Source organism: Microbispora catharanthi, assembly GCF_006334915.2.
Lineage (GTDB): Bacteria > Actinomycetota > Actinomycetes > Streptosporangiales > Streptosporangiaceae > Microbispora > Microbispora catharanthi.
In genome coordinates this window covers 39387-62715 of the sequence record NZ_VDMA02000027.1, presented here as the reverse complement: position 1 = coordinate 62715, position 23329 = coordinate 39387, and the positions used below count along the sequence as shown (strand labels likewise).

Below are 23329 nucleotides of genomic sequence, written 5' to 3'. Positions count from 1 at the left end.
ACTCGATCGTTTGGTGTGTCAGGTGCACGTCCACGCATCGTGGGGAGAACCATGTCAGGACCGTCCATGCAGACCACTGCCCGGAAAGACGTCGGGGTCGCCATCCCCGCCGGCGGACTGTCCGATGGGTTCAGCCCGCGGCCACGCCCGACGATCCGCAACGTGGCGGAGCGGGCAGGAGTCTCCAAGTCGCTGGTGTCTCTCGTGCTGCGGGGCTCCCCGCACGTAAGTGAGCACCGCAGGGAGGCGGTCCTCCAGGCCGCCCGGGAGCTCGGCTACCGCCCGAACGCGGTCGCCCGCAGCCTGGTCGAGGGGCGCACCCATCTGGTGGGCGCGCTCGTGGCCGACCTGCACAACCCCTTCTACGCGGAGTTCCTCGACGGCCTGCAGGAGAGCCTGCACGGCGACGGGCTGCGGCTGCTGATCGGCAGCGGCCGCTGGGACCCGGCGTTCGAGGACGAGGCCGTCGAGGCGTTCCTCGAGCTGCGGGTGGACGGCCTGGTCCTGCTCGGGGTCGCGCCGTCCAGCGACACGCTGGCCGAGGCCGCGGCCTATACGCCCACCGTGGTGGTCGGCGAGCGCGACGTCGAGCTCGAGGGCGTGGACATCGTCGTCGACGACGACCAGCTCGGCGCCCGCTACGCCGTGGACCACCTGGTGGAGCTGGGCCACCGGCGCATCGCCCACATCGAGGGCGCTCCTTCGTCGGCCGCCCGCTGCCGGTGCGAGGGCTATCTGGTGGCCATGCGCCGCCACGCGCTGGCGCCGTACATCATGGTCGAGCACGGCGACTTCAGCGAGGAGGGCGGCCGGCGCGCGGCGCTGGCGCTGCTGAAGCGCGACCCCCGGCCGACGGCGATCTTCGCGGCGAACGACATCGTGGCCATGGGCGTACTGACCGCGGCGAGCGAGCTGGGGCTACGGGTGCCCGAGGACCTGTCGGTCGTCGGATATGACAACACCCATCTCGCGGCCGTCACCCACATCTCGCTGACCAGCGTGGACCAGCCCCGGCGGGCCATGGGCCGCTCGGCGGCGGCACTGCTGAGCGACCGCATCACCGAGCCGGGCAAGACCGCCCGGCTGCGGCAGGTGAGCCCGCAGCTCGTCGTACGGCGCAGCACCGGGCCCGCTCCAAGTGGTGGCCAAAGCTAGGTCAATCACCGACGTGTCCCCTCGCGGCCGGTGTTGACTTCAGCCGTGGCGCCGGCCCCCGGCGGGTCGCGGAAGGGCTGCCCGCGGACCGGCGACCGGGAATCGGGGGGATTCATGCGTGATCCTGAGTTGGTCTCCTGCGCTCAGCGGGCCGCCGGCGAACTGGAGCGGGCCTGGGCGCACTGGAGGGAGAGCCGGGGGCTGGGCAGCGAGGACGTCGCCGAGTCGGTGGCGAGCTACGTCGCCCACTCGATCGACCACCCCTGGGGACGGCCCCGCGTGGTGCTGGGCCTCGACGCCGAGGACGCCCGTGAGCTGGCCGCTCTCCTGCATCGGCAGGAGGTCCCCGAGCCGGCGTGGGTGGGCAGGTTTCCGGCGTAACGGTCTGATCACGACTCCGTTCCGGTTAGGTTGGGGAGACCACACCTCCGGGAAGGGATTTCGACCGTGATCAGACGACCACTCGCCGCCGCAGCCCTGGCCCTGTGCGGGGTTGGAGCCGTCGCCTGCGGCGGCGCTGAGGTCTCCGACACGGGGGCCGCGGCCCCCGCCACCTCATCCCAGCTCGGACGGCCGGCCGCGACCCAGGACCAGTCTGACGCCGCCGGGACGACCGTCCCCACCACCCGTACGGCCTCCTCCGAGACGGAGGCCCTGCCGCTGACGGGGAAGGTCGTGGTGATCGACCCGGGCCACAACGGCGGCAACTTCCGCCACACCAAGGAGATCAACCAGCTGGTCGACATCTTCAACCAGAAGAAGGCCTGCGACACGACCGGCACGTCGACGAACGACGGCTACACCGAGGCGGCCTTCACCTGGGACGTGTCCAACAGGCTCGCGAAGCTCCTGAAAGCCGAAGGGGCCACGGTCAAGCTCACCCGGACGAGCAGCACCGAGTGGGGTCCCTGCATCAACCAGCGGGCCGCCATCGGGAACAAGGCCCACGCGGACGCGGCGATCTCCATCCACGGCGACGGCGCGGCGGCGAACCTCCGCGGGTTCCACATCATCATGCCGAAGAAGATCGGCGGGCCGGTCGATCCGGTCGTGAAGGACTCGGCGCGGCTCGGTCAGAACGTGCGGGACGCCTTCCGCAGCGGCACCGGCCTGCCGTACTCGACCTACATCGGCAAGCAGGCGCTGAACTACCGCAGCGACCTCGGCGGGCTCAACCTGTCGACGGTGCCGAAGATCTTCATCGAGTGCGGCAACATGCGCAACGCCAAGGACGCCGCCAGGTTCAAGGACCCCGCGTTCCGCGCGAGGATGGCGCGGTCGCTGGCGAAGGGCCTGGCGGACTACCTCACCTCCGCCCGCTGATCGCGCCTCAGGGCCCTCAGCGGCTCTCGGCGGCTCTCAGGGGGCTGTGGACGGAGTGGCGGGACCGCCGATGGGGTTTGGCATCATCGGCGGCATGAAGCATCTCCTTCCCCTGCCGAGGCTCGTCGAGACGGGCTCGGGGTCGGCCGAGATCGCGCCCGGCTCCGCCGTGTCGGGCCCGGCCCCGCTCACCGACGCCGTACGGCTCGCGCTCCCTGTGCTCGACCTCAGGCCCGGCGACGCCGCCACGTCGGCCGTGCGGGTGGAGGAGGACCCCCGGCTCGGGCCGGAGGCCTATGCGATGACGATCGCCGGCGACGGCGTGCGCATCGCGGCCGGAGACCGGGCGGGCGCCTTCTACGCCGGGCAGACGCTGCGGCAGCTCCTGCCGGCCGAGGCGTTCCGGTCGGCCCTCGTGCCCGGGACGTCCTGGACGGTCCCCTGCGGGCGGGTGGAGGACGGGCCCGGGTTCTCCTGGCGCGGCGCGCACGTCGACGTGGCCCGCAGCTTCCTGCCGAAGCGGGAGGTGCTGCGGATGATCGACCTGATGGCGCTGCACAAGCTGAACCGGCTGCATCTCCACCTGGCCGACGACCAGGGCTGGCGGGTGGAGAGCAGGGCGTTCCCGCTGCTGCACGAGGTGGGCTCGCACCGCCCGCGGACGATCACCAGCCACAAGGGGGAGGAACTCGCCTTCGACGGCGTCCCCCACGGCGGCCACTACACGCTCGCCGACCTGGCGGAGATCGCGGCATACGCCCGGGCGCGCGCGGTGACCGTCGTGCCGGAGATCGACGTGCCGGGGCACGCCTCCGCCGTGCTTGCCGCCTATCCCGCGCTGGCGTCCCGGCCGGAGGAGCGCTACGAGGTGCTGGACCGGTGGGGCATCTCGCCGGCGATCCTGTCCCCGCTTCCGGCGACCGTCGACTTCCTGACCACCGTGTTCGCCGAGATCGCCGACGCCCTGGGCGAGGTGCCCTACTTCCATATCGGCGGCGACGAGTGCGTCCTCGACGACTGGGCGGCATCGGCCGAGATCTCGGCCCACCAGGCCTCGCTGGGCCTGGAGAGCACGGGTGACCTGCACGCCTGGTTCCTGCGGCGGCTCGCCGACGCGCTGGCCGAACACGGCAGCCGCACGGTGGTGTGGGACGAGGCGTTCGTCAGCGGCAGGCTGCGGCCGGACACGATCGTGATGCCCTGGCGCGGCGAGCACGTCGCCCGCCGGGCCGCGGCGGCGGGACACGACGTGGTGGCGACGCCGGTCTTCCCGATGTACTTCGACTACGCCGAGGCGGCCTCGCCCGAGGAGCCGGCCGGCCTCGGAGACGCGATCACCGTGGCCGATGTGGCGGCCTTCGCGCCCGCGCCGCCCGAGTGGCCGGAGGAGGAGCGTGCCCGGGTGATCGGCGTCCAGTTCCAGCTGTGGAGCGAGCGCATCCCGGACGGCCGGACGCTCGACTACCGCGCCTGGCCCCGGGGCTGCGCGGCGGCCGAGGTCGCGTGGACCGGCGGCCCGGCCGGGCCCGAGGACTTCGCCCGCCGCGTCGAGGCCCACCTGGCGCGGCTGGACGCGTTCGGCGTGGAGTATCGCCCGCTGTCCGGCCCCCGGCCCTGGCAGCGGGGCGGCAGCGGATGGCGTCGCCACCGCCCGGGCGCCGTCGCCGTGCACGACGTGATGCGCCACCTGCACGAGCTCAGCCTGTCGGCCGACTCCACCCGGCCCAGCCTCTAACGACGCGCCGCGTCGGCGACGCGCCGCACGCGGGGGCGGTCGCCCAGCACGTCGGTGCTGTCGACGTACTGGTCCACCGCGCCGGTCAGAGGCAACCGCCGCACCTCCGGATCGGCGATGGTCTCCAGCAGCGCCTCGGTGAAGCGCTCGGCGCGCAGCACCCGGTAGGGCCGGTTGTGGTAGGGCCGGGTCCGCGGATCGACGGGCGCGGTGAGGCCGAGGGCGTTGTGCAGGGCCGCGAGGGCCTCGTAGGCGCCGGCGAGGTGGTGCTCGCGGTCCCGCCGCCCGGTAGCCGACATGGCCGCCCTGAGCACGGGCGCCAGAGCCGGGGCGCACGGCAGGGCGGCGAAGGCGCTGCCCAGCCACTTGCCGTACGGCGGGTAGCGGCGGTGCATGAGCAGGGCGAGCCGGATGAGGTCGCGCACCAGGCGAGCGCAGGTGACGGCCGAGCCCAGTTCGTCACCGGCCTCGCCGGCGCGGCCCACGAACGCCTCCTCCTGGCATATCCGCCGCCATTGGCAGGCCAGGATGTAGCGCCAGACGTCGCCGGGATACCAGGCGAGGCGCCGGCGCACCGGCAGGAGCAGGCCCAGGCCGTCGTGGAAGACCTCTCCCGCCGTGATCTCCGCGAGCGTCTGGGTGGGCGTCGCCAGCCAGTCGGACAGGCCGACGCCCGCGATCGGGTCGAACCCGAGATGCCCGGTGAGCCACGCGGTCAGGTCGGCCACCACGACTCCGTGCCGGAGCGGCCCGTCCGACGTCTCCATGTGCCGGGTGCCGTCAGCCCCGGGCGGGCCGAAGTTCGTGGGATAGCCGAGGAAGTCCGGCGGCAGGCTCCCGGCGAGCGCGGCGTCCACGGCCTCGCCGTGGACGGCGGCGTCCTCGGGGCTCAGGAACAGTTGCAGCCGTGGACCCCAGTCGTGGTCGGTGGACCGCTCGGTGTCGTACCCGAGCACCTCCGAACCCGGCCCGAGGAGGGCCGCCGTGTGTGTGAGGCCGCCGAAGCGCCGCGCCAGCAGCGGTGCCACCGCCTCCAGGTAGAACCGCCGCGACAGCTCCAGTCCGCGCACGTGCCCGTCTCCCATGGCCGACATCCTCCGCAGACTCCGTCGCACGGGGCAACCGGCTTTTCCCCGGGTCACCGCGCGTCTGCGCGGGCCCGCAGGTGCCGGTGGAGATACGGCGGGCACTGTCACGATCAGGCGTGCCGGGGACGCGGCGGGCGGGGTGTCACGCTCCGTCGAGGACCTCGGCGACGATGGCGGCCGCGATCTTCTCCGCGTCGAGGCCCTGGTAGGTGTCGATCACCTCGCGGATCCTCGCGGTCAGGCGCAGGTCGGCCTGTGCGGCGTCGCCGATGTGGCGCCCGGCCACCGCGACGGCGGCGGCGAGTTCGTAGGCCTCGGCCGGCCCGAGACCCTGCGGATCGACCTCGACGAGGACGCGCGCGCCGTTCTTCGGCGAGACGCGGACCTTCCACCGTCCGGACGGGCCGGAGACCGACAGCGTGTCCTTCCGCAGGGCCGGCGGGAACAGGACGACGGCCATCCGGCCCGCCGCGGCGAGGACCCGCTCGGCGAGCCTGCGTACGTCCTTCTTGGCGACGACGATCCTCCCGGAGCGGTTGATGATGCTCACGGAATCACCGCTGTCGGCCACGGCGATCCGCTCGCCGTCGGCCTGGTCGTAGATGGCGCTCATGGGGGGTCGCTCGCTTAGCTTTGTCGGGGCGGGCTGCGAGACTCCGCGCATGCATGATCTCGTACTTTCGGAGCGCATGATCGTGATTCGCCTTTCCGCGGGCGACGGCCGCGGCGGGCGGACCGCGTGAGCGCGTCCGAGCGGTTCAGCCTGCGGCCGAGCCCGGAAGAGTGGCGGCGAGACTGGATCGCCCGTGGCGAGCTGCGCGACCAGCGCTTCGAGCTGCCGCCCGGAGTGCCGGGCGTGTGCTTCGACCGGGCCCGGCTGGTGAACGTCGACTTCTCCGGAACGCGGTTCGCCGACTTCAGCTCTCATTCCAGCGAGTTCGAGGGATGCGACTTCACCGGCGCCACCTTCGAGCATCTGTCGATGGGCGCCACCGCCGCCGGAGGGACGTGGGACCGCGTCAGCTGGCCGCAGTCGGTCTTCCGCGACTGCGTGTTCCGGCGTACGCGCTTCGCGCCGCTCACCTCGTTCGGCAACGTGCGGTTCGAGAGGTGCGTGTTCGACCGAGCCCGGCTGAGGCAGCAGACGTTCACGATGCAGGCCGAGTTCCTCGACTGCGTCTTCTCCGGGCGGCTCCGCGAGATCAACTTCTGGGGTCGCCCCATGGATGAGCAGGCCGCGCTGGGCAGGGAGCGCAACGCGTTCACCGGCAACGACTTCACCGCCGCCGAGCTGGACGACGTCGCCTTCAGGCACATCGACCTGCACGCGCAGCGCTGGCCCCCGCCCGGCTGTGCGCTCCTCGACCGTGTGACCGCGCGGGTGCGGGCGGTGCTGCCGCTCGTGGAGACCTGGCCGGTCGAGAAGCACCGGGAGAAGGCCCGCTTCAGCCTGGAGTTCCTCGCCGGAAACGCCGTGGAGCGCAACGACGACCACGCGGTGGTGAGCCCGCCGGACATGGGCCGCAGGCTGCCGCCCGCCCTCCGCGAGGAGCTGTTCGAGGCGTTCAGGGGCACATCCAGCAGTACATCCCCTGGTTGAGCCGTATGGCCGTGCGGGCCAGGTCGCGCAGGGCCGTGAACTGCTCGACCTCGAACTCGTCGAGCAGTTCCTCCTCGGCGTACTCGCGCAGCCGCGCGTCGTCCACGGCGGCGAGCGCCTCGACGGTCTCGGACGCCATGCGCTCCAGGGCCGGCCCCTCGTCGTCCCCCACGACCGTCTCGGCGTCGCCGAACTCGCTGAGGTCGCGTCCGCTGAGCTCGGCGACCAGCGTGTCGAGCTCGTCGAGCCACCCCTTGCAGTCGACGTACGGCAGGTCGACCGCACCCGGCCCGGCGGACAGGGCACGCCGGGCTGACGGGTCGGAATCGGCGGTGAAGTAGTCGACCAGGGCACCCATGGCGGATCACCCTACCGGCGGCGCAGGCGGGCGGGCGCGGGTGGCGTCGACGCGACCGATGGGCGCGGCCGAAGCTCACACGAGCGTGTAGCCGGCCTCCTCGACGGCCTTGCGCACGGCGTCGTCGGCGACGTCGCCGGAGACGTCGAGGCGGCCGCTGTCGAGATCCACCTCGACGCCGGTGACGCCGGGGATCTCGCCGACCTCCTCCTTTACCGAGCTCACGCAGTGGCCGCAGGTCATGCCCTGCACGGTGTAGGTCTTGACGCCCATGGGGCTCTCCATTCTCGGGAGAAGGGGATTCATGCGGTGCGGCCGACGATCTCGCGGACCGAACCGTAGCCGTGCCGTCGCAGCCGGCGGGCGAGCTGCCGGTTGATCCGCGACGGCCACAGGGGGCCCTCGTAGATCAGGCCGGTGTAGCCCTGCACGAGGGTGGCACCGGCCAGCAGCCGCTCCCAGACGTCGTCGACGTCCTCCACGCCGCCGACGGAGACGAGCGTGAGCCGGTCGCCGGCCTTCTGGCGCAGGCGGCGCAGCACCTCCAGCGAGCGGGCCTTGAGCGGCTGTCCCGACAGGCCTCCCGCCTCGGTGCTCGCGACGCCCTCGCGGCTGATCGTGGTGTTGGTCGCGATGACGCCCGCCAGCCCGAGCTCGGCGGCGAGCTCGGCCACGGCGTCCACGTCCTCGTCCGCCAGGTCCGGCGCGATCTTCACGAGCAGCGGGGTGCGCCCCGCCGCCTCCTTCACCGCCGACAGCAGCGGCCGCAGGCGGTCCACGGCCTGCAGGTCGCGCAGGCCCGGGGTGTTGGGCGAGCTCACGTTGACCACGAGGTAGTCGGCGAGCGGCGCGAGCCTGCGCGCGCTGTCCACGTAGTCGCGCACGGCACCGGACTCGGGCACGACCTTGGTCTTGCCGATGTTGACGCCGACCACGGCCGGAATGTGGCGCACCCTGCGCAGCCGCTTGGCGGCGGCCGCCGCCCCGGCGTTGTTGAAGCCCATCCGGTTGATGATCGCCCGGCTCTCGGGCAGGCGGAAAAGCCGCGGCCGGGGATTGCCGGGCTGGGCGTGCGCGGTGATCGTGCCGACCTCGACGTGCCCGAATCCGAGCGCCGACAGCGGCTCGGCGCATCCGGCGTCCTTGTCGAACCCGGCGGCGAGCCCGAACGGCGAGGCGAAGTGGACGCCGAACGCCTGGACGCGCAGCGACTCCGCCCTCGGCGCGAGCAGCCGATGCAACAGCCGCACGAGGGGCGGGAACATCCCGAGCAGGCGGAGCAGCCTGATCGTGAGGTGGTGGACGGCCTCCGCGTCGAGGCGGCTCAGGACCTGCGTGAACACGAGTCGATACATCACGGCAAGACTATCGCCCGGTCACGGCCCACCTCCGTCCGCCGGCCCCACCGGCCGTACGTCCGGTCAGTTGGGCCGGGGACGGGCCTCGGCCGTGGGCTGAGGCAGCGGCACGTGCGACGCCGTACGGATGGACAGCGCGGAGTCGAAGCCCAGCAGCCGCAGCAGCCGCAGCACCGGCGGGGCGGGGCGGACGAAGGTCACGCCGCCGCCCCACTCCCGCACGCGCGCGTCGGCCCACAGGAGGCTCCGCGCGCCCGCGCAGTCGAGGAAGCCGACCCCGGCCAGGTCGACCTCGACGTGCCCGGGCCGGTAGGTCCCCAGCACCTGCCGCAGGCAGGCGTGGAACTCCGGCACCCCCGACACGTCGAGGTCGCCGTTCACGGCCATCCGGATGCCGGCCTCAGACGACGTGGTCTGGATTCGCAACATTCCTCTGGCCCTGCTCGCCCAGCAGCTCCGCCGCGAGCTCGGACACCTTCCGTCTACTGTCCCTGGCCTGCTTGCGCAGCCCGGTGAATGCCTGCGAGGCCGTCAGATCGTGCTTGCCCATGAGATAGCCGATGGCCCGCTCGATCACGACCCGGTAGTCCAGGGCGTACTGGAGCTGGTCGGCGAGCTCCGCCTTCTCGTCCGCCTCCATCGACGCCACGAGGACCTGCTCGATCACGTGGGCGTACGCGTGGAGGGCCTGGGTGTCGCTCTCCTGCCACTCGTGCGGCGCGTCCTGGTAGACGTTGAGGGTGCCCACGGGCACGCCGCCGAGCCGGATCGGCACTCCCGCCACCCCGCGCACCTCGGGGTGCAGCAGTTCACGCAGGGCCGGCCACCGCCGGTCGTCCCGCACGTCGACCGTCGTCACCGCGGTGTCGCCCACGTACGCCGCCACACACGGGCCCTGGCCCGTCACCGCCTGAGCGCGCTCGAGGCTGCGGCCACGCTCGTCGGTGGCGAAAAGATAGCGAAGTGTGCGGTCCTCCTCGGCGAACATCAGGCCGGCGCCGGAGTATCCGAAAAGCCGGTCGACCACTTGGACGATGCGCTCAAGGTGGTGCACGATCCCGGTCGCCGCCCTGTCCTTCTGCAGACGTCGCAGGCTGGCGACAAGAGCCTCAGGATCGATATGGGTCATTCCGTATCCTCTCGTGAACCTCACCTCGCACCGCTGTGGCCTGGGGGAGAGGCGCCGATTCGGCCATCACAACTGCCCGGAGGGGGCTCGATCAGTCCTGATCTCTGCCAGGACCTGAAGAACGATGACCATCAGCTCGCCGAGACGTGATCCGGCCTCCGCCTCCGTGCGGTCCCAGGCGCGCCCGTCGCGGGCGTAGAAGTCCAGGACGCCGATGAGTTCGCGATCCTCGATGAGCGGTACGGAGAGGACGGCCCGGACCGGCGGGGCGTGGACGGCCACGTGCGGGAACCCCATGGGCCTCGCGGCGTGCAGATCGGGGATCGCGACGAGGCCGCCACTGGCGGCGCTCTCGATGGCGGGACCGTCGCCCACGGACTCCTGGGCGGACTCCAGCAGTACGCCGTCGTCGTCGGTCGCCCCGATCGCGCGGAGGCGGTCCTGGCCGTCGAGCAGCATCAACGCGGCGCCGTCGACCCCGAAGAGGTCGGCCATGCCGGTGAGGATGTTCTCGAGAAGAGACGACGCGTCCGAGGCCATCGCGAGCCCACTTTCAGATGATCAAGCGGCCGCGGACACAGGGCGGAGTGCCCTAAGCCTAGTGGGCTCCGAGCAGTGGTAGCCAGGTGATCCCCAGGGTTGCCGAAAGGGTTGGCCGGCAGAACTGGAGAGGACACGAGAAATCCGCCCTCCTGCGGGGGGAAGGCGGATCGGGAACGGACGGGGCAACGGGGCCTGCTCTCCCCCGCCGCGGCCACCGACTCTGCTCGAGCGCAGCGTCGAGGACCACGTTCGGGGAGCTGGAGTCGCCCCTGGCGCCGCTGTCGCCGGACGAGCGCGGGCAGTTGTCGGCCCTGCTCGCCCGGCTGTCGCACAGCATGGCCCCGCGCTCCGGGACTAACGCTTGGCCTTCTTGCCCTCCGGGGTGACGGCGTACCACTCGCCGCCGAAGTCCTTCAGGCCCTGGCCGAGCACGTCGCCGGCCTTCTGGTCCTTCGCGTAGTAGTAGAGCGGGTGCTTGTTGTAGGTCACCTGCGTGGTGCCGTCCTCCCGGTGGAGCGTCCCGAGCAGGTTCGCGTGCACGCCCGTACCGGCCTGGGGCGCACCGGCGGTGAGCACGGGCGGCCACGCGGCGGCGCACGCCTGGGTGCAGGCGGACGCGCCGCCCTTGTCCTTGGTGAACAGGTACACCGTGCGGCCGTCCACGCCGACCAGCACGCTGCCGAGCGAGGTGGGCGCCGCGTCGATGCGCGCGGGCCCCGTGGGGGACGCCTGGACGGGCGATGTCGGCGACGCCGAGTATCCGGTGGCGGACGGCGTCGTCCCCGAGGGGTACTCGGAGGGCTCGGGCGTCTGCGACTCGTTGAGCTGGTCGTTGGCGACGCGGCTGGCGCCCTCGTCGCCGGCACCGCCGCATCCGGCGGCCAGCAGGCTGATCGCGACCGCGCCGGCATACAGCAGTTTCCTCATGTTCGGCCTCCTGGGAAGTGAGCGAGTCGGCTCCCAGGAGACACGCGGCGAGGGCGGCCCCGCCGCCCGGACGCGAGGATCCGGGACATGCCTTTGCCGTTTCGTGGGTTCCGCCTCACGGACCTCTCGCCGCCCCTGGGGCGAATCAGCGACCAATGCGGATGAACCGCCGGATTCGGGGAAATCGGAGTAAGCCGTACGGGCGCGGCGGTGCGCCCCGACACGTGAACCGATCGCGGGGAGGTGCCGAGGTCACCGGCGCGTGCGATGCGATGCTGAGGCTGCGACGCCCGCCGGCGCGGCCGTCCGGCCCCGCGGGGGCGACGTCCCTGGCGAACCGCCCCCTTCGCCCGATCTCGCGTTGACAGACAAGGAGCGTCCGGATGGCCGAGCGCACGCAACCGTCCACCGTGGAACCGTCCCAGCTGAGGCGCCGCCTCGGCCGTACGGGAGTGTGGCTGTCCTCTCTGGCGGCGACCCCGGCGGCACGGGCGAGGAAGGCCGCGGCGGAGATCGAGGAGCTCGGATACCCGGCGCTGTGGATCGGTGAGACCCCGGCCGGACGAGAGGCGTTCACGCACGCCGCGCTGTTGCTGTCGGCCACCGGACGGCTGCACGTGGCCACGGGCATCGCCAACGTCTACGGCCGCGACCCCGTCGCCGCCGCCAACGGCGCCGCGACCCTCGCGGAGGCGTGGGACCAGCGGTTCGTGCTCGGCCTCGGCGTCAGTCACAAGCCGCTGGTCGCCCCTCGCGGCCACGACTACTCCGCGCCGCTCGAGTACATGCGGGACTATCTCGACGGGATGGACCGGGCGTCGATCGAGCTGCCGCAGGCGGAGACGCCGCCCCGGATGCTCGCGGCGCTCCGGCGCCGGATGCTCGAACTCGCGGCGCGGCGCACCCAGGGCGCCCACACCTACTTCGTGCCACCCGAGCACACCGCCAAGGCCCGCGAGATCCTCGGACCGGACCCGGTCCTCGCCCCGGAGCAGGCCGTGGTGGTCGAGGCGGACGCGGACCGCGCACGGGAGATCGCCCGCGAGTACGCCGCGATGTACCTCTCCCTGCCCAACTACACCAACAACCTGCGCGAACTGGGCTTCTCCGACGACGACCTCGCGGGCGGGGGCAGTGACCGGCTCATCGACGCGATCGTGGTCTGGGGCGAGCCGGAGACGATCGCCGAGCGGGTACGCGCCCACCACGACGCGGGGGCCGACCACGTGTGCGTTCAACCACTGGCCGACTCGGTCGGCACGCAGATCGAGCACCTTCGGCTGCTGGCCCCCGCCCTCCTGGGGTGACGGCGTGACCGCGGCGACTCCCGGGCGGGGACGCGGAGAACACGGCGGGCAGGAGCCTCTGACCCCGCCGGACCCGACGGGCCTGGAGGCGTGGATACGCCAGGTTCTCGGCCTGGCCGGCGCCCGGGCCTCCGCGTTCGCCCCGCCCCTGCCGCTCACCCCGTCCGCCGACCGGGACCACCCGGGGGACGCGGACCGCTTGGACCCCGACGGGCAGGCCGAGTAGGCCGGGCAGACGGTCAGGCCGCCTGACGCACCTGCTCGGCCAGCCGTTCGAGGCTGTCGTCCAGCGCCCGCTCCACCGCCTCGGCCGGGGGCGCGTGCCGCTCGTCGAAGAAGGACAGGTGGACCGTCACGTCGCTGCTGTCGTCGTCGATGCCGGCGACCTGCAGCCATCCGGCGTACCGGTCCACATCGCGCGTGCCCCACTCCATCCGCAGTTGGTCCTGCTCGGCCCGCAGCAGCGCGCGTTCGTCCTGTCCCGTCTCGTCCTCGTGGACGGTGACCGCGGGCGGCTCCTCCGCGTGTACGTGCAGCTCACGGGGCATCCAGAGATCGAGTTTGCCGACGTCGCACGCCTGGCGGAACACCTGGTCGGCCGGCGCGGGCATCCTGCGGGACCGCTCGAACTCGGTCATGGTCCGTCACTCCTCCCTCTGACGACGTAGGGAGCCCCTACCCGCCGCCGTCCGGTCCATCCTCCGTCTCACCACGCGAGGCCGCGCAGCGGCCCCGAGCCGGTCCCACGACGTCGGCGCCTGGTGGGCACCCCCTCCCCGGACGGATGCGCACGGCGGCGTAGGGTCCGGTCCATGACCGATCATTACGATGTCGTCGTCCTCGGCGCCGGGCCCGGCGGCTACACCGCCGCGGTCCGTTCGGCCCAGCTCGGGCTCAGCACAGCGGTCGTCGAGGAGCGCTACTGGGGCGGTGTGTGCCTCAACGTCGGCTGCATCCCCTCCAAGGCGCTGCTGCGCAACGCCGAACTCGCCCACATCCTGACGAACGAGACCAAGACGTTCGGCATCCAGGCGGACGGCCCGATCACGCTCGACTACGGTGCGGCCTTCCGCCGCAGCCGCCAGGTGGCGGACGGGCGCGTCAAGGGTGTCCACTACCTGATGAAGAAGAACGGCATCACCGAGTATGACGGCCGCGGCACCTTCACCGGCCCGGACTCCATGGAGGTGCGCGGCGCGGACGGCTCGGTGCGCACGGTGACGTTCGACCACTGCATCATCGCGGCCGGGGCGACGACCCGCCTGCTGCCGGGGACGTCCCTGTCCGAGCGCGTGGTGACGTACGAGGAGCAGATCCTCAGCGAGGCGCTGCCGGAGAGCGTGATCATCGCGGGCGCCGGGGCGATCGGCGTCGAGTTCGCGTACGTCCTGCACAACTACGGCGTGAAGGTCACGATCGTCGAGTTCCTCGACCGGATGGTCCCGCTGGAGGACCAGGAGGTCTCGGCGGAGCTGGCGCGGCGCTACCGCCGGCTCGGCATCGAGGTGCTGACCTCCACCCGGGTCGAGTCGATCGACGACAGCGGCGACAAGGTGCGGGTCACGGTCTCCAGGAACGGCGAGACCTCCGTGCTGGAGGCCGACAAGGTGCTGCAGGCCATCGGCTTCCAGCCGCGCGTCGAGGGATACGGCCTGGAGCACACCGGCGTACGGCTGACCGAGCGGGGCGCGATCGCCGTCGACGGCCGCTGCCGCACGAACGTGCCGCACATCTTCGCCATCGGGGACGTCACCGCGAAGCTCATGCTGGCGCACGCCGCCGAGTCGATGGGCGTCATCGCCGCCGAGACCATCGCGGGCGCGGAGACGATGGAGCTCGACTACGTGATGATCCCCCGGGCGACCTACTGCCAGCCGCAGATCGCGAGCTTCGGCTACACCGAGGCCCAGGCGCGCGAGCAGGGCTTCGACGTGAAGGTGGTCAAGTTCCCGTTCACCGCCAACGGCAAGGCCCACGGCCTGGGCGACCCCAACGGGTTCGTCAAGGTGCTCAGCGACGCGAAGTACGGCGAGATCCTCGGCGCCCACCTCATCGGGCCCGAAGTGACCGAGCTGCTGCCCGAGCTGACCCTGGCCCAGCAGTGGGACCTCACCGTGCACGAGGTGGCGCGCAACGTCCACGCCCACCCGACCCTGGGCGAGGCGGTGAAGGAGGCGATCCACGGTCTGGCCGGACACATGATCAACATGTGAGCCGGTCGGCGCCGGTGGCGGCCGGTCAGCCGCCGGTGGGTGGTCCGTCAGCGCCGGGGCCGACGCTCTTCTCGTGGCCGCGACACCAGGCGGCCTCCGATCCAGAGGAGCGCGCATGACGACCCCATCGGTTCTGATCTCCGGCGCGAGCATCGCCGGGCCCGCCGTCGCCTACTGGCTGCGCCGGCACGGCTTCGCCCCCACGGTCGTCGAGCGGGCTCCGGCCCTGCGCGAGGGCGGCCAGGCGGTCGACTTCCGGGGGGCGGTCCACATGAACGTGCTGCGGCGGATGGGCGTCCTGGACGAGATCCGCCGCCTGCGCACCGATCCCGGCCCGTGGCGGGTGGTCGACTGGCGCGGCGAACAGGTCGTCGCGCTGCCCACCGAGTTCGCCGGCGGCGAGGTGGAGATCCTGCGCGGCGACCTCGCCCGCGTGCTGTACGACCTCACCAGGGACGACGTGGAGTACGTCTTCGGCGACTCCATCGCGTCCATGACCGAGACCCCGGACGGGGTGGAGGTGACCTTCGAGCGTGGAGCGCCCCGGACGTTCGACCTCGTGATCGGCGCGGACGGCCTGCACTCGAACGTGCGGCGGCTGGCCTTCGGCCCCGAATCGCGGTTCGTGCGGCCGTCCGGCCACCACGTCGCGATCTTCAGTGCGCCCGACCACCTGGGGCTCGGCCGCGACACGCTGCTCTACAACGAGCCCGGCCGCGGAGTGGCGGCCGCGGGCGCCAGGGACGGGGCGACCGCCGGGGTGATGTGCGTCTTCCGTGCCCCCGGGCTGGAGTTCGACCACCGCGACGTGGCGCAGCAGAAGAAGATCGTCATGAACGAGTACGCGGGAGCGGGCTGGGAGGTCCCCCGGCTGATCGAGGCCGTCCCGGACGCGTCCGACTTCTACTTCGACTCGATCAGCCTCGTCCACATGGACCACTACACGAGCGGGCGGATCGCGCTGCTCGGCGACGCCGGCTACGGCGCCACCTGCGGCGGCATGGGGGCCGGCATGGCCGTCGTGGCCGCGTACGTGCTGGCGGGCGAGCTGGCCGCCGCCCGCGGCGACCACCGCGCCGCGTTCCCGGAGTACGAGCGATTGATCAGAGGGTTCGCCAAGGCGTGCCAGCGGGTCGCGGGCAACGCGGGCTCCTTCCTCGCCCCGGCGACGCGGGGCGCGATCCGGCGGCGCAATCTGGCCTACCGGGTGCTCACGGCCGGGCCGCTGATGCGCGTGCTCGACAAGATGAGCACCAAGGCGGCCACCTCGATAACGCTCCGGGACTATGCGGCCTGAAATGCGGAAATGCCGATTACCGAACAGGCATTCGGCTTCCGCGCCATTCACACAGGAAACACTTCCCACGGCGTCGATGAATGGTCGGTTACGCTGGGAATCAGGCCGTGCGCGAAATGCCGTGGCCGCGTACGGGCGAACAATGCGAGGGCGGCCCGATGGCGAGGGACGACGCGGAAAACACCGGCTCCCCGGTCGGCGCGAACACTCTGATGGCCCTCATGCGCGAACTGGTCTTCCCGCCGTGCGTGATCGAACGGTCCTCGGTGGTGCCGCAGGACGTCACCCGGCGTGAGAACGACGCGGAGCACTCCTTCGCCCTGGGCCTGGTCGCGGTCTGCCTCGCCCCGCTGATCGACCCGGCCCTGGACCCGGGCAGGATCGCCAGGTATGCGCTGGTCCACGACCTGCCGGAGGTCCACGCGGGGGACGTCTCGGTCTACGCCGACCCGGCGGAACGGGAGAAGAAGGCCGTACGCGAGGAGGAGGCACGGGAGATCATCACCCGCGACTTCGGCGGGACCTTCCCCTGGCTCGTCGAGGACCTGTACGGCTACAAGGCGCAGCGCGACCCGGAGAGCAGGTTCGTCTACGCGCTGGACAAGCTGCTCCCCCACGTCAACGTGCTGCTGGCCGACCACCATCCGCTGCGGCCGACCTGGGCGGCGTACAAGCACACCGAGATCACGGCCAGGCGGAAGATCCGCATGAGCTGCCCGGCACTGCTGCCGTTGTTCGACGAGCTGTGCCGGGAGTTCGCGCGGCGCCCGCACCTGTTCTCCGGTGGGGTGTCACCTGGCGTGGGAGATGACGATGTTCGCGACGGCGAGCAGGGCCGCTCCGCAGACGGCGCACAGCACCCTCACGGGCAGGCCGACGCCCGGCCCGAGCACGGCGGGCAGGGCGACGAGGACGGCCCCGGCCGCGCTGGCCGACACCCGCGTGAGGAGGCGCGACCGCGAGCGGCGCACGACCACAGGAAACCCGGCGCTCGTCGTCAGTGAGTCGCCTCCCGGCATCGGGCCCGCCCGGGTGTCGGCCGCCAGCGTGATCCCGACCCGCGCGAGCGCGTCGAAGCCCAGCATCTCGGGCCGCAGCCAGAACTCCACGGTGTCGTATCGCGACGCCACGTCGTAGGAGTCGTCGGACGCGATCTTGAGGAAGGTGCCGTCGGTCGTGCAGACGAGCCGCTTCGCGGTCGGCGTGTAGCCGTCGGAGTAGAAGCTGACCCGCATCTTCACCGAGTCGCCGTCGCTCAGGTGCAACCGGCCCTCGGCGTCGAGCGCGCCCGTCCTGTCCCTGCCCAGCAGCGGTTCCTCGGTGCGGACGAAGTAGGAGGACCTGTAGGTGGGATGCCGGGCGAGCCGACGGGCCACCCCGAGCCACGCGACGGGGTCGTCGCCCGGCCGCTCGTGCAGATGGAGGTCGGGGAAGCGGGTGGTGGCCGGATACCACCGCCCGCCGTTGGCCTCCGCGAGCCTGTCCACGAACCAGCCGCCCTTGGCCCTGATGTCCGCCTCGGCCAGCGGGAACTCCTCCAGGTTCGCGTAGTCGTCCACCCTGAGCCGGAACACGGCCATGTCGGCCACGCAGGCGGTCGCCACCACCGTCGCGAAGCGCACGGGCACGACGAAGGGCTCCGTCTCGGGCGACTCCCGATCCGCGAGGAAGGCCACGAGGCACCGCCGGCCGACCGCGGAGCCGTTCGCGATCGCCTGTTGCAGGGCGCCCGCCACGTAGTCGGTCTCGTACCGGAACTGGATGATCGCCCCTCTGGGCAGGGCCAGCGCCCTCAGGACGTCCTCCGCGTACCGCCGCCTGCTGTCGGACGACAGCAGCAGCACCGAGGGCCGGACCCCGGTCATGTTCACGTCCGAGATCATGTCCGCCTCCGAAGCTCGTCCAGGTCGCGCAGGCGGTCGTCGAGCGCGAGGAAGCGCGGCCACACCCGGTCCTTCGGCAGTTCGTCGAGGCGCAGGCTCGCCGCGGTCTCGTACCGCAGCCCCCGGTCCGCCAGTGCCCGGTGCTCGCCCAGGATGATCGGCTCGCGTACGCCGTCCGACTGGTCGCCGGTCAGGTCGATGACGAACCGCCGCGGGTCGTGGGCCGGGCCGATCTCGACCCAGCAGTGATGGCTCACGTCCTCGGCGTCGTCGCGGCCGACGCGCAGCCTTCCGTAGCAGTAGACGGGTTCGAGCAGCAGGTCGGCGCGGAGCCTGCGGGCGAGCCAGACGGAGGTGACCCCGCACTGGCCCCGGGGGTCGCCCTGGGGGACCGGCGACTCCTGATAGCGCGGATGGACCGTGCGGTCCGACCAGCAGGACTCCAGCATCCGGCGGTAGCCGAGCAGGCGGTCCGTCCACTGCGGCGAGGTGAAGTCCGCCTTGACGGGTCTGACGTGGTCGCCGCCGGAGTGGGTCCGGCGCGACACCCTGATCAGGCTCTCGATCCCGCCGACGCTCCGCTTCGCGGCCGAGGTGGCGCCGAGGACCATGAGCACGTTGTCCGGGGTGTCCAGGAGTTGCGGCACCGACACCCCGGATATCCGGCGTGTCTGGAAAAGGCCTTTGTCGTCGTAGCGATACGCCACGGGTGACAGGGCGATCGGCCTGAATCCCGACGCGAGGAACGAGGTGCCGTCGAAACCGAGCATGGGATTGTATGCCGTGATGACATAATCCCCGGCGTTTTCCGCCCTGATCTCCCGGACCGCGCGGGCGATGGTCAGGCTCATGAGGTTCGCCGGAATTCCCGCCAGCCCGTGCATTCTTGTCAGGACCATTATCCGGTCGGGATTCACGTCCAGCCCGTGCCCGGTGAGCGCGTCCAGGACGTACTGGCGGTCGCATCGCGAGAAGGCGACGTACGTGATCGGCATCGTCGCGCCCGGCAGGAAGAGCCCGAACTGGAGGACGGTGTCGGCCCTCTCACTGTGCAGGTAGTGCAGTCTCGACTGGACCAGATGGCCGATGCCCGGCCTGACCTCGGCGAAGCGCAGGCGGGTGCGGTAGCCGTCGCCGAACGACAGGCTCAGGTCCCGGTGCGCCTTGTTCACGTTGAGGAGGACGGAGGCGTGGGCCTGGTACGCGGCGTCCTCCGCGGACTGGCGCACCTGGGCCGCCCGGATGACGGCCTGCAGCCGTATCTCCTCGTACACCTTGTCCGGAGACCAGCCGGCGATGGCCGGCCTGCTCAACCGGGGCAGGTGCAGTCTTACCTGGATCTCCAGGGTCCGGAGGTCGACTCCGACCGTCTCGGCGTCCACGCGCATGCGCGTCCCCATCGCGCCGACGAAGGTCTCGACATCCGGATCACGAAGCCCGTCCACTCGCGCGCCCTCGCTTCGCGCTTTCTCCCTTCGCGGCGTACGCGTGGTCTTGGGCACTTCTTCTCCCGCAATCGCGAGAATCTTGTCAGTGACGCCGTCAAGGATAGAACTCGGACCGCACTCTGTCAGGGCGCTCGCCGAGTTGGTATCAGCTTTTATCGGACCCGCCGCAATTGCGGACGCATTTTCATTCGAGCCTCGACGGTGGCGGATAGAGGGCCGCGAGAGCGTGCGCGGCCGCCGCCATCTCGCGCCGCAACTCGGCCGGCTCCAGGACCTCCACCTCGGCCCCGAGCTTGAGGAACTCCGTCCGCGCGTGCGTCACCGACTCGACGGGCACCGTGGCGGTGACCCAGCCCCGCTCGTCCGGCGGGCCCGCCGTCTCGTCCACGGCCCCGGCGACGGCCGAGCTCATGACCTCCGCGAGCCGCTCCCTGCCCCCCGGCGACAGCCGGATCACCGCGTGCCCCCGCAGCAGCCGTGAGCGGAAGCCGGCCAGATGCTCGCGCCAGTGTCCCGCCAGGTCGAAGCCCTCCGGGCGCGCGAACGTCTCACCGGTCACCGTGAGCGCGAGGATCTGGCCGACCCGGTAGGTGCGCAGGGCTCCGTCGCACCGCGCGACGAGATACCACTTTCCCCCCTTCAGGACCAGCCCGTACGGCTCCAGCCTCCGCTCGACCTCGCAGGGCTCCGCCCAGCGGCGGTAGCGGACGTGGACGACCCGGGCGTTCCAGACGGCCTCGGCGACCTCCGGCAGGTAGGGCGAACGGTCGCCGTCGTAGTACCAGCCGGGCGCGTCGAGATGGAAGTGCTCCCGCACCCGCCGGGCCTCCTCCCGCAGACCGGCGGGGAGCGCGGCCTCGACCTTCAGCTCCGCCGCGGCCAGCAGAGCGCCGAGGCCGAGGTCGGCGGCCGGTCCCGGCAGCCCGGCCAGGAACAGCGCCCCGGCCTCCCGCTCGGTCAGGCCGGTGAGCCGGGTGCGGAAGCCGTCCATCAGCCGGTAGCCGCCCTCGTGCCCGGCCTCGCCGTACAACGGGATGCCGGCGGCGTGCAGCGACTCGACGTCCCGGTAGATCGTGCGAACACTCACCTCCAGCTCTTCGGCGAGCTGCCGGGCCGTCACCCGGCCGCGCGACTGCAGCAACAGGAGGATCGACAGCAGCCGGGACGCGCGCACAGTGTCAGGATTCCACTGTCACGACTCCACTGCCAGAAGATGTCAGCGAAGCGGTCCTACCGTGCCCGTCATGGCTTTCGCGGAGAAACTGCTTTTCGTGCCGCCCCCGATCGAGGTGAGCGGCTACCACGTCAAGCGCTACCACGTCACCGCCGACCCGGCCGGCATCGACCCCGAGGTCGAGAAGGCGGCGTACGCCGTCCTGCCCGAGCTGCTGCCGGAACCGGACGGCACGCCCCCGGCCGCCTTCGTCGTCCTCCACCGGGGCGGGGACGACGGGGCCTACATCAACGCCTACACCTGGGCGTGGGACAACGCCCTGCACTACGGCAACGCGGTGGCCGGTCAGCCCGTGCTGGGCTGCCCCGACCGGGATCCCACCCATTTCATCCGGCTGGAACGCCCGCTCATCGGCTGCGTCTGGGAGTTGCCGCCGATCCTGCACGAACGCGACGCGTGGGTGCGGCACATGCTCGCTCCCGGCGACCCCGACCTCGGCGCCTACCTCTCCGACACGCTCCCCGAGGGCACGACGGGAGGCCGCCGATGAAAGAACCACGAGTGCGACGAGCGCGTTGATCAGGGGTGACGCCCCGGGCACTTGACCAGGAGATCACCGCGGATGATCGTCGGGGCCTGGCTCCACGAACCGGTCCCCCTTCGACACCGGAGTGATTGATGCGCCGCGCCCTGGCCGTTCCGCTCGCCGCGTTCCTTGCCGCCTCCCTGCTCGCGGCGGCGGACCCCGCCCAGAGTCCGCCGCCCGCCCCACCGGGACAGGCCGGAGCCGTCGAGATCACGGTGAACGCGAACGCCGGGCTGGGCACCCTCCACGAGGCGGCGTACGGCGCCAACGCCGCCATCTGGGACCCGCACATGAACGACCCTGAGGTGGCGCGGCTGTACAAGCGGGCGCACATCGCCGCGGTGCGTTATCCCGGCGGGTCGTACGGCGACCTCTACCACTGGGAGACCCACACGGCGCCGGGCGGGACCGTGGCCCCGGGCACGGGGTTCGACCAGTTCATGGGCACGGTCAGGGCGGCGGGCGCGCAGGCCGTGGTGATCGCGAACTACGGCACCGGCACCCCGGAGGAGGCCGCCGGGTGGGTCCGCTACGCCAACAAGACCAAGAAGTACGGCGTGAAGTACTGGGAGGTCGGCAACGAGCTCTACGGCAACGGCCACTACGGCGCCACCTGGGAGACCGACGACCACCCGGACAAGAGCCCCGCGGCCTACGCCCGCACCACGCTCGAGTTCGTCCGGGCGATGAAGGCCGTCGATCCCACGATCAAGGTCGGGGCGGTGCTCACCATCCCCGGGAGCTGGCCGGACGGCGTGGTCGCCGCCGGCGACTCGGCCGGCTGGAACCACACGGTCATCCCGGTCGTGGCGCCCGAGATCGACTTCTTCACCGTGCACTGGTATCCGGGCACGAGCATCCCGGACACGACCGGCGACGTCGCCAAGCTGCTGGCGTCCCCGCCGGGGCTCGCCGAGATGCTGGCCCAGGTGCGGGCCGACGTGGCCGCCCTGGGCGGCCGCGACGTGCCGCTCGCGCTGACCGAGGTCGCCTCCAACATCGGGCGCAACGTGCACGCGGCCGGGCTGTTCGCCGCCGACGCCTACCTGACCGCGCTGGAGAACGGCGTCTTCACCGTGGACTGGTTCGACACCCACAACGCGGTCGAGAGGATCAGCACGATCGACGGCGAGACCGACTTCCAGGACATCGGCTTCCTGTCGCTCGGCCAGTGCGCCGACGGCGTCTGCGAACCCCCCGTCAACACGCCGTTCCCCTCCTACCACGGCATCGAGATCCTCGGCACCGCCGCCCGGCCCGGCGACGACCTGGTCAGGGCGGCCTCCGACCGGGCGAAGGTGGCCGTGCACGCCGTACGGCAGGCCGGCGGCGACCTGGCGGTCGTAATGATCAACAAGGACCCGGCCACCGCCTACCCCGTGCGGCTCCGCTACACCGGGTTCACCCCCTCCGGCCGGGCGCCGGTGACGTACACCTTCACGAGGGGGGCGGCCACGATCGTCCGGGCCGAGCAGGGCGACGCGTACACCCGGACGCTCCCGCCGTACTCGATCACGACCATGACCGTGCGGGCGGCGAAGGGCCCGAAGCCCGCACCGGCCCCGGGCACACCGACGGCGGACGGCGTCCCGGGCGGTGTCACGGTGAGCTGGCCGCCGGCCGGTCGCACCGTCGACAGGTACGTGGACAGGTATGAGGTGTACCGGCAGACGGGCGCGGACACCGTCCTGCTGGGCACGACCCGGGGCACCTCGCTGACGCTGCGCGGCCTGGAGCCCGGCGCCTCCTACACGGTCAACGTGCTGGCCAGGGACCGGGCCGGGCGGTTGTCGCGGCCGTCCGCGCCGGTGACCTTCACCGCCCCCACGCCGCCGGACAGCACCTGCGCGGTCCGCTACCGGGTGACGCAGGGCTGGGGGCGGGGCTTCATCGCCGAGGTTACGGTCACCAACCGCGGCGCGGCCGACCTCACGGACTGGGCGCTGACGTTCCGGTTCCCGGTCGCCGGGGAGCGGGTCTCCAGCGGGTCGGGCGGCACGTGGACGTCCGAAGGACAGGACGTGCGGGTCGTCCCCGGTGAGCAAGCAGGAGAAACGACCAGGACGATCCCGGCGGGCGGCTCTGTCACCGTCGGGTTCGTCGGCGCCAACGAGGGGGCCTACCCCTCTCCCACCGTGTTCCGCCTGAACGGCACCGTCTGCTCGACGCTGTGACCGGCGAATTCTTGGAGTGATCATGGAGTCG

General features: G+C 71.9%; 24 protein-coding genes. 12 read left to right on the top strand and 12 right to left on the bottom strand.

Annotation, left to right across the window (positions count from 1 at the left end):
• Positions 1-51 precede the first annotated feature (51 nt).
• The 4 genes from FH610_RS36120 (at position 52) to FH610_RS36105 (ending at position 4213) form a co-directional block, all read left to right on the top strand.
• Positions 52-1155 (top strand): LacI family DNA-binding transcriptional regulator, encoded by a 1104-nt coding sequence (locus tag FH610_RS36120; RefSeq protein WP_139579734.1) that lies wholly within the window; start codon positions 52-54, stop codon positions 1153-1155.
• Between the two features lie 114 nt (positions 1156-1269).
• Entirely contained in the window at positions 1270-1536 is a 267-nt protein-coding gene (locus FH610_RS36115; RefSeq protein WP_079315186.1) for a hypothetical protein, read from the top strand.
• 66 nt (positions 1537-1602) lie between these two features.
• Entirely contained in the window at positions 1603-2478 is an 876-nt protein-coding gene (locus FH610_RS36110) for an N-acetylmuramoyl-L-alanine amidase (protein WP_139579733.1), read from the top strand.
• Positions 2479-2572: 94 nt separating this feature from the next.
• The gene (locus FH610_RS36105; RefSeq protein ID WP_139579732.1) at positions 2573-4213 is read left to right on the top strand and encodes a beta-N-acetylhexosaminidase; all 1641 of its coding nucleotides are present in this window, start codon (positions 2573-2575) and stop codon (positions 4211-4213) included.
• Here FH610_RS36105 and FH610_RS36100 read toward each other — a convergent pair.
• Positions 4210-5298, bottom strand: coding sequence for a DUF4037 domain-containing protein (locus FH610_RS36100; RefSeq protein ID WP_139579731.1), 1089 nt, complete (start codon positions 5296-5298; stop codon positions 4210-4212). The genes FH610_RS36105 and FH610_RS36100 overlap by 4 nt on opposite strands.
• A 145-nt stretch (positions 5299-5443) precedes the next feature.
• Positions 5444-5914: a hypothetical protein gene (locus tag FH610_RS36095; protein WP_139579730.1), complete on the bottom strand. Its 471-nt coding sequence runs from the start codon at positions 5912-5914 to the stop codon at positions 5444-5446.
• A 126-nt stretch (positions 5915-6040) separates the two neighbouring features.
• On the opposite strand from FH610_RS36095, the gene FH610_RS36090 reads away from it, so the two are divergent.
• Complete coding sequence (locus FH610_RS36090) at positions 6041-6901, top strand: pentapeptide repeat-containing protein (RefSeq protein ID WP_139579729.1); 861 nt, start codon at positions 6041-6043, stop codon at positions 6899-6901.
• Here the strand turns inward: FH610_RS36090 and FH610_RS36085 are convergent.
• The 7 genes from FH610_RS36085 to FH610_RS36055 form a co-directional block, all read right to left on the bottom strand.
• Positions 6867-7259 carry a hypothetical protein gene (locus FH610_RS36085; RefSeq protein WP_139579728.1) on the bottom strand — a complete coding sequence of 131 codons (393 nt, stop codon included), beginning with the start codon at positions 7257-7259 and terminating at the stop codon, positions 6867-6869. The two genes, FH610_RS36090 and FH610_RS36085, sit on opposite strands and share 35 nt — an antisense overlap.
• A 75-nt stretch (positions 7260-7334) precedes the next feature.
• Positions 7335-7532, bottom strand: a complete 198-nt coding sequence (locus FH610_RS36080) for a heavy-metal-associated domain-containing protein (protein WP_139579727.1) — start codon at positions 7530-7532, stop codon at positions 7335-7337.
• Positions 7533-7561: 29 nt separating this feature from the next.
• On the bottom strand, positions 7562-8614 hold the full coding sequence (locus FH610_RS36075) for a quinone-dependent dihydroorotate dehydrogenase (protein WP_139579726.1): 1053 nt from the start codon (positions 8612-8614) through the stop codon (positions 7562-7564).
• A gap of 66 nt (positions 8615-8680) precedes the next feature.
• Entirely contained in the window at positions 8681-9046 is a 366-nt protein-coding gene (locus FH610_RS36070; RefSeq protein ID WP_139579725.1) for an STAS domain-containing protein, read from the bottom strand.
• On the bottom strand, positions 9018-9746 hold the full coding sequence (locus tag FH610_RS36065; protein WP_139579724.1) for a GAF and ANTAR domain-containing protein: 729 nt from the start codon (positions 9744-9746) through the stop codon (positions 9018-9020). The genes FH610_RS36070 and FH610_RS36065 overlap by 29 nt, the downstream gene beginning before the upstream one ends.
• 66 nt (positions 9747-9812) lie before the next feature.
• On the bottom strand, positions 9813-10286 hold the full coding sequence (locus FH610_RS36060; protein ID WP_139579723.1) for a GAF domain-containing protein: 474 nt from the start codon (positions 10284-10286) through the stop codon (positions 9813-9815).
• A gap of 357 nt (positions 10287-10643) precedes the next feature.
• Positions 10644-11216: a COG4315 family predicted lipoprotein gene (locus tag FH610_RS36055; protein WP_139579722.1), complete on the bottom strand. Its 573-nt coding sequence runs from the start codon at positions 11214-11216 to the stop codon at positions 10644-10646.
• A 383-nt stretch (positions 11217-11599) separates the two neighbouring features.
• On the opposite strand from FH610_RS36055, the gene FH610_RS36050 reads away from it, so the two are divergent.
• Together FH610_RS36050 and FH610_RS36045 are read left to right on the top strand one after the other, a co-directional pair.
• Positions 11600-12523 carry a TIGR03620 family F420-dependent LLM class oxidoreductase gene (locus FH610_RS36050; protein WP_139579721.1) on the top strand — a complete coding sequence of 308 codons (924 nt, stop codon included), beginning with the start codon at positions 11600-11602 and terminating at the stop codon, positions 12521-12523.
• Positions 12524-12527: 4 nt separating this feature from the next.
• The gene (locus FH610_RS36045) at positions 12528-12749 is read left to right on the top strand and encodes a hypothetical protein (protein WP_139579720.1); all 222 of its coding nucleotides are present in this window, start codon (positions 12528-12530) and stop codon (positions 12747-12749) included.
• Positions 12750-12762: 13 nt separating this feature from the next.
• On the opposite strand, the gene FH610_RS36040 is transcribed toward FH610_RS36045, so the two are convergent.
• Positions 12763-13161 (bottom strand): SRPBCC family protein, encoded by a 399-nt coding sequence (locus tag FH610_RS36040; RefSeq protein WP_079315200.1) that lies wholly within the window; start codon positions 13159-13161, stop codon positions 12763-12765.
• Between the two features lie 174 nt (positions 13162-13335).
• Between FH610_RS36040 and lpdA the strand changes: the two genes are divergently transcribed.
• The 3 genes from lpdA (at position 13336) to FH610_RS36025 (ending at position 17037) form a co-directional block, all read left to right on the top strand.
• Positions 13336-14736, top strand: coding sequence for a dihydrolipoyl dehydrogenase (gene lpdA, locus FH610_RS36035; protein ID WP_139579719.1), 1401 nt, complete (start codon positions 13336-13338; stop codon positions 14734-14736).
• Positions 14737-14851: 115 nt separating this feature from the next.
• Positions 14852-16033 (top strand): FAD-dependent monooxygenase, encoded by a 1182-nt coding sequence (locus FH610_RS36030; RefSeq protein WP_139579718.1) that lies wholly within the window; start codon positions 14852-14854, stop codon positions 16031-16033.
• A gap of 158 nt (positions 16034-16191) precedes the next feature.
• Positions 16192-17037 (top strand): HD domain-containing protein, encoded by an 846-nt coding sequence (locus tag FH610_RS36025; protein WP_161628163.1) that lies wholly within the window; start codon positions 16192-16194, stop codon positions 17035-17037.
• 875 nt (positions 17038-17912) lie between these two features.
• Here the strand turns inward: FH610_RS36025 and FH610_RS36020 are convergent.
• Together FH610_RS36020 and FH610_RS36015 are read right to left on the bottom strand one after the other, a co-directional pair.
• Entirely contained in the window at positions 17913-19361 is a 1449-nt protein-coding gene (locus tag FH610_RS36020) for a hypothetical protein (protein ID WP_139579716.1), read from the bottom strand.
• A 187-nt stretch (positions 19362-19548) separates the two neighbouring features.
• Positions 19549-20538, bottom strand: a complete 990-nt coding sequence (locus FH610_RS36015; RefSeq protein WP_139579715.1) for a helix-turn-helix transcriptional regulator — start codon at positions 20536-20538, stop codon at positions 19549-19551.
• A 70-nt stretch (positions 20539-20608) separates the two neighbouring features.
• On the opposite strand from FH610_RS36015, the gene FH610_RS36010 reads away from it, so the two are divergent.
• Complete coding sequence (locus FH610_RS36010) at positions 20609-21088, top strand: hypothetical protein (protein ID WP_139579714.1); 480 nt, start codon at positions 20609-20611, stop codon at positions 21086-21088.
• A gap of 128 nt (positions 21089-21216) precedes the next feature.
• Entirely contained in the window at positions 21217-23298 is a 2082-nt protein-coding gene (locus FH610_RS45380; protein WP_139579713.1) for a cellulose binding domain-containing protein, read from the top strand.
• The last annotated feature ends 31 nt before the right edge of the window (positions 23299-23329 follow it).

Excerpts from the sequence above, each read along its gene's own strand:
- lpdA (WP_139579719.1), top strand. The coding sequence starts at position 13,336 with ATGACCGATCATTACGATGTCGTCGTCCTCGGCGCCGGGCCCGGCGGC.
- FH610_RS36115 (WP_079315186.1), top strand. The coding sequence starts at position 1,270 with ATGCGTGATCCTGAGTTGGTCTCCTGCGCTCAGCGGGCCGCCGGCGAA.
- FH610_RS36075 (WP_139579726.1), bottom strand. The coding sequence starts at position 8,614 with ATGTATCGACTCGTGTTCACGCAGGTCCTGAGCCGCCTCGACGCGGAG.
- FH610_RS36085 (WP_139579728.1), bottom strand. The coding sequence starts at position 7,259 with ATGGGTGCCCTGGTCGACTACTTCACCGCCGATTCCGACCCGTCAGCC.
- FH610_RS36095 (WP_139579730.1), bottom strand. The coding sequence starts at position 5,914 with ATGAGCGCCATCTACGACCAGGCCGACGGCGAGCGGATCGCCGTGGCC.
- FH610_RS36070 (WP_139579725.1), bottom strand. The coding sequence starts at position 9,046 with ATGTTGCGAATCCAGACCACGTCGTCTGAGGCCGGCATCCGGATGGCC.
- FH610_RS36065 (WP_139579724.1), bottom strand. The coding sequence starts at position 9,746 with ATGACCCATATCGATCCTGAGGCTCTTGTCGCCAGCCTGCGACGTCTG.
- FH610_RS36050 (WP_139579721.1), top strand. The coding sequence starts at position 11,600 with ATGGCCGAGCGCACGCAACCGTCCACCGTGGAACCGTCCCAGCTGAGG.
- FH610_RS36055 (WP_139579722.1), bottom strand. The coding sequence starts at position 11,216 with ATGAGGAAACTGCTGTATGCCGGCGCGGTCGCGATCAGCCTGCTGGCC.
- FH610_RS36120 (WP_139579734.1), top strand. The coding sequence starts at position 52 with ATGTCAGGACCGTCCATGCAGACCACTGCCCGGAAAGACGTCGGGGTC.
- FH610_RS36025 (WP_161628163.1), top strand. The coding sequence starts at position 16,192 with ATGGCGAGGGACGACGCGGAAAACACCGGCTCCCCGGTCGGCGCGAAC.
- FH610_RS45380 (WP_139579713.1), top strand. The coding sequence starts at position 21,217 with ATGCGCCGCGCCCTGGCCGTTCCGCTCGCCGCGTTCCTTGCCGCCTCC.
- FH610_RS36080 (WP_139579727.1), bottom strand. The coding sequence starts at position 7,532 with ATGGGCGTCAAGACCTACACCGTGCAGGGCATGACCTGCGGCCACTGC.
- FH610_RS36060 (WP_139579723.1), bottom strand. The coding sequence starts at position 10,286 with ATGGCCTCGGACGCGTCGTCTCTTCTCGAGAACATCCTCACCGGCATG.
- FH610_RS36100 (WP_139579731.1), bottom strand. The coding sequence starts at position 5,298 with ATGGGAGACGGGCACGTGCGCGGACTGGAGCTGTCGCGGCGGTTCTAC.
- FH610_RS36030 (WP_139579718.1), top strand. The coding sequence starts at position 14,852 with ATGACGACCCCATCGGTTCTGATCTCCGGCGCGAGCATCGCCGGGCCC.
- FH610_RS36105 (WP_139579732.1), top strand. The coding sequence starts at position 2,573 with ATGAAGCATCTCCTTCCCCTGCCGAGGCTCGTCGAGACGGGCTCGGGG.
- FH610_RS36010 (WP_139579714.1), top strand. The coding sequence starts at position 20,609 with ATGGCTTTCGCGGAGAAACTGCTTTTCGTGCCGCCCCCGATCGAGGTG.
- FH610_RS36040 (WP_079315200.1), bottom strand. The coding sequence starts at position 13,161 with ATGACCGAGTTCGAGCGGTCCCGCAGGATGCCCGCGCCGGCCGACCAG.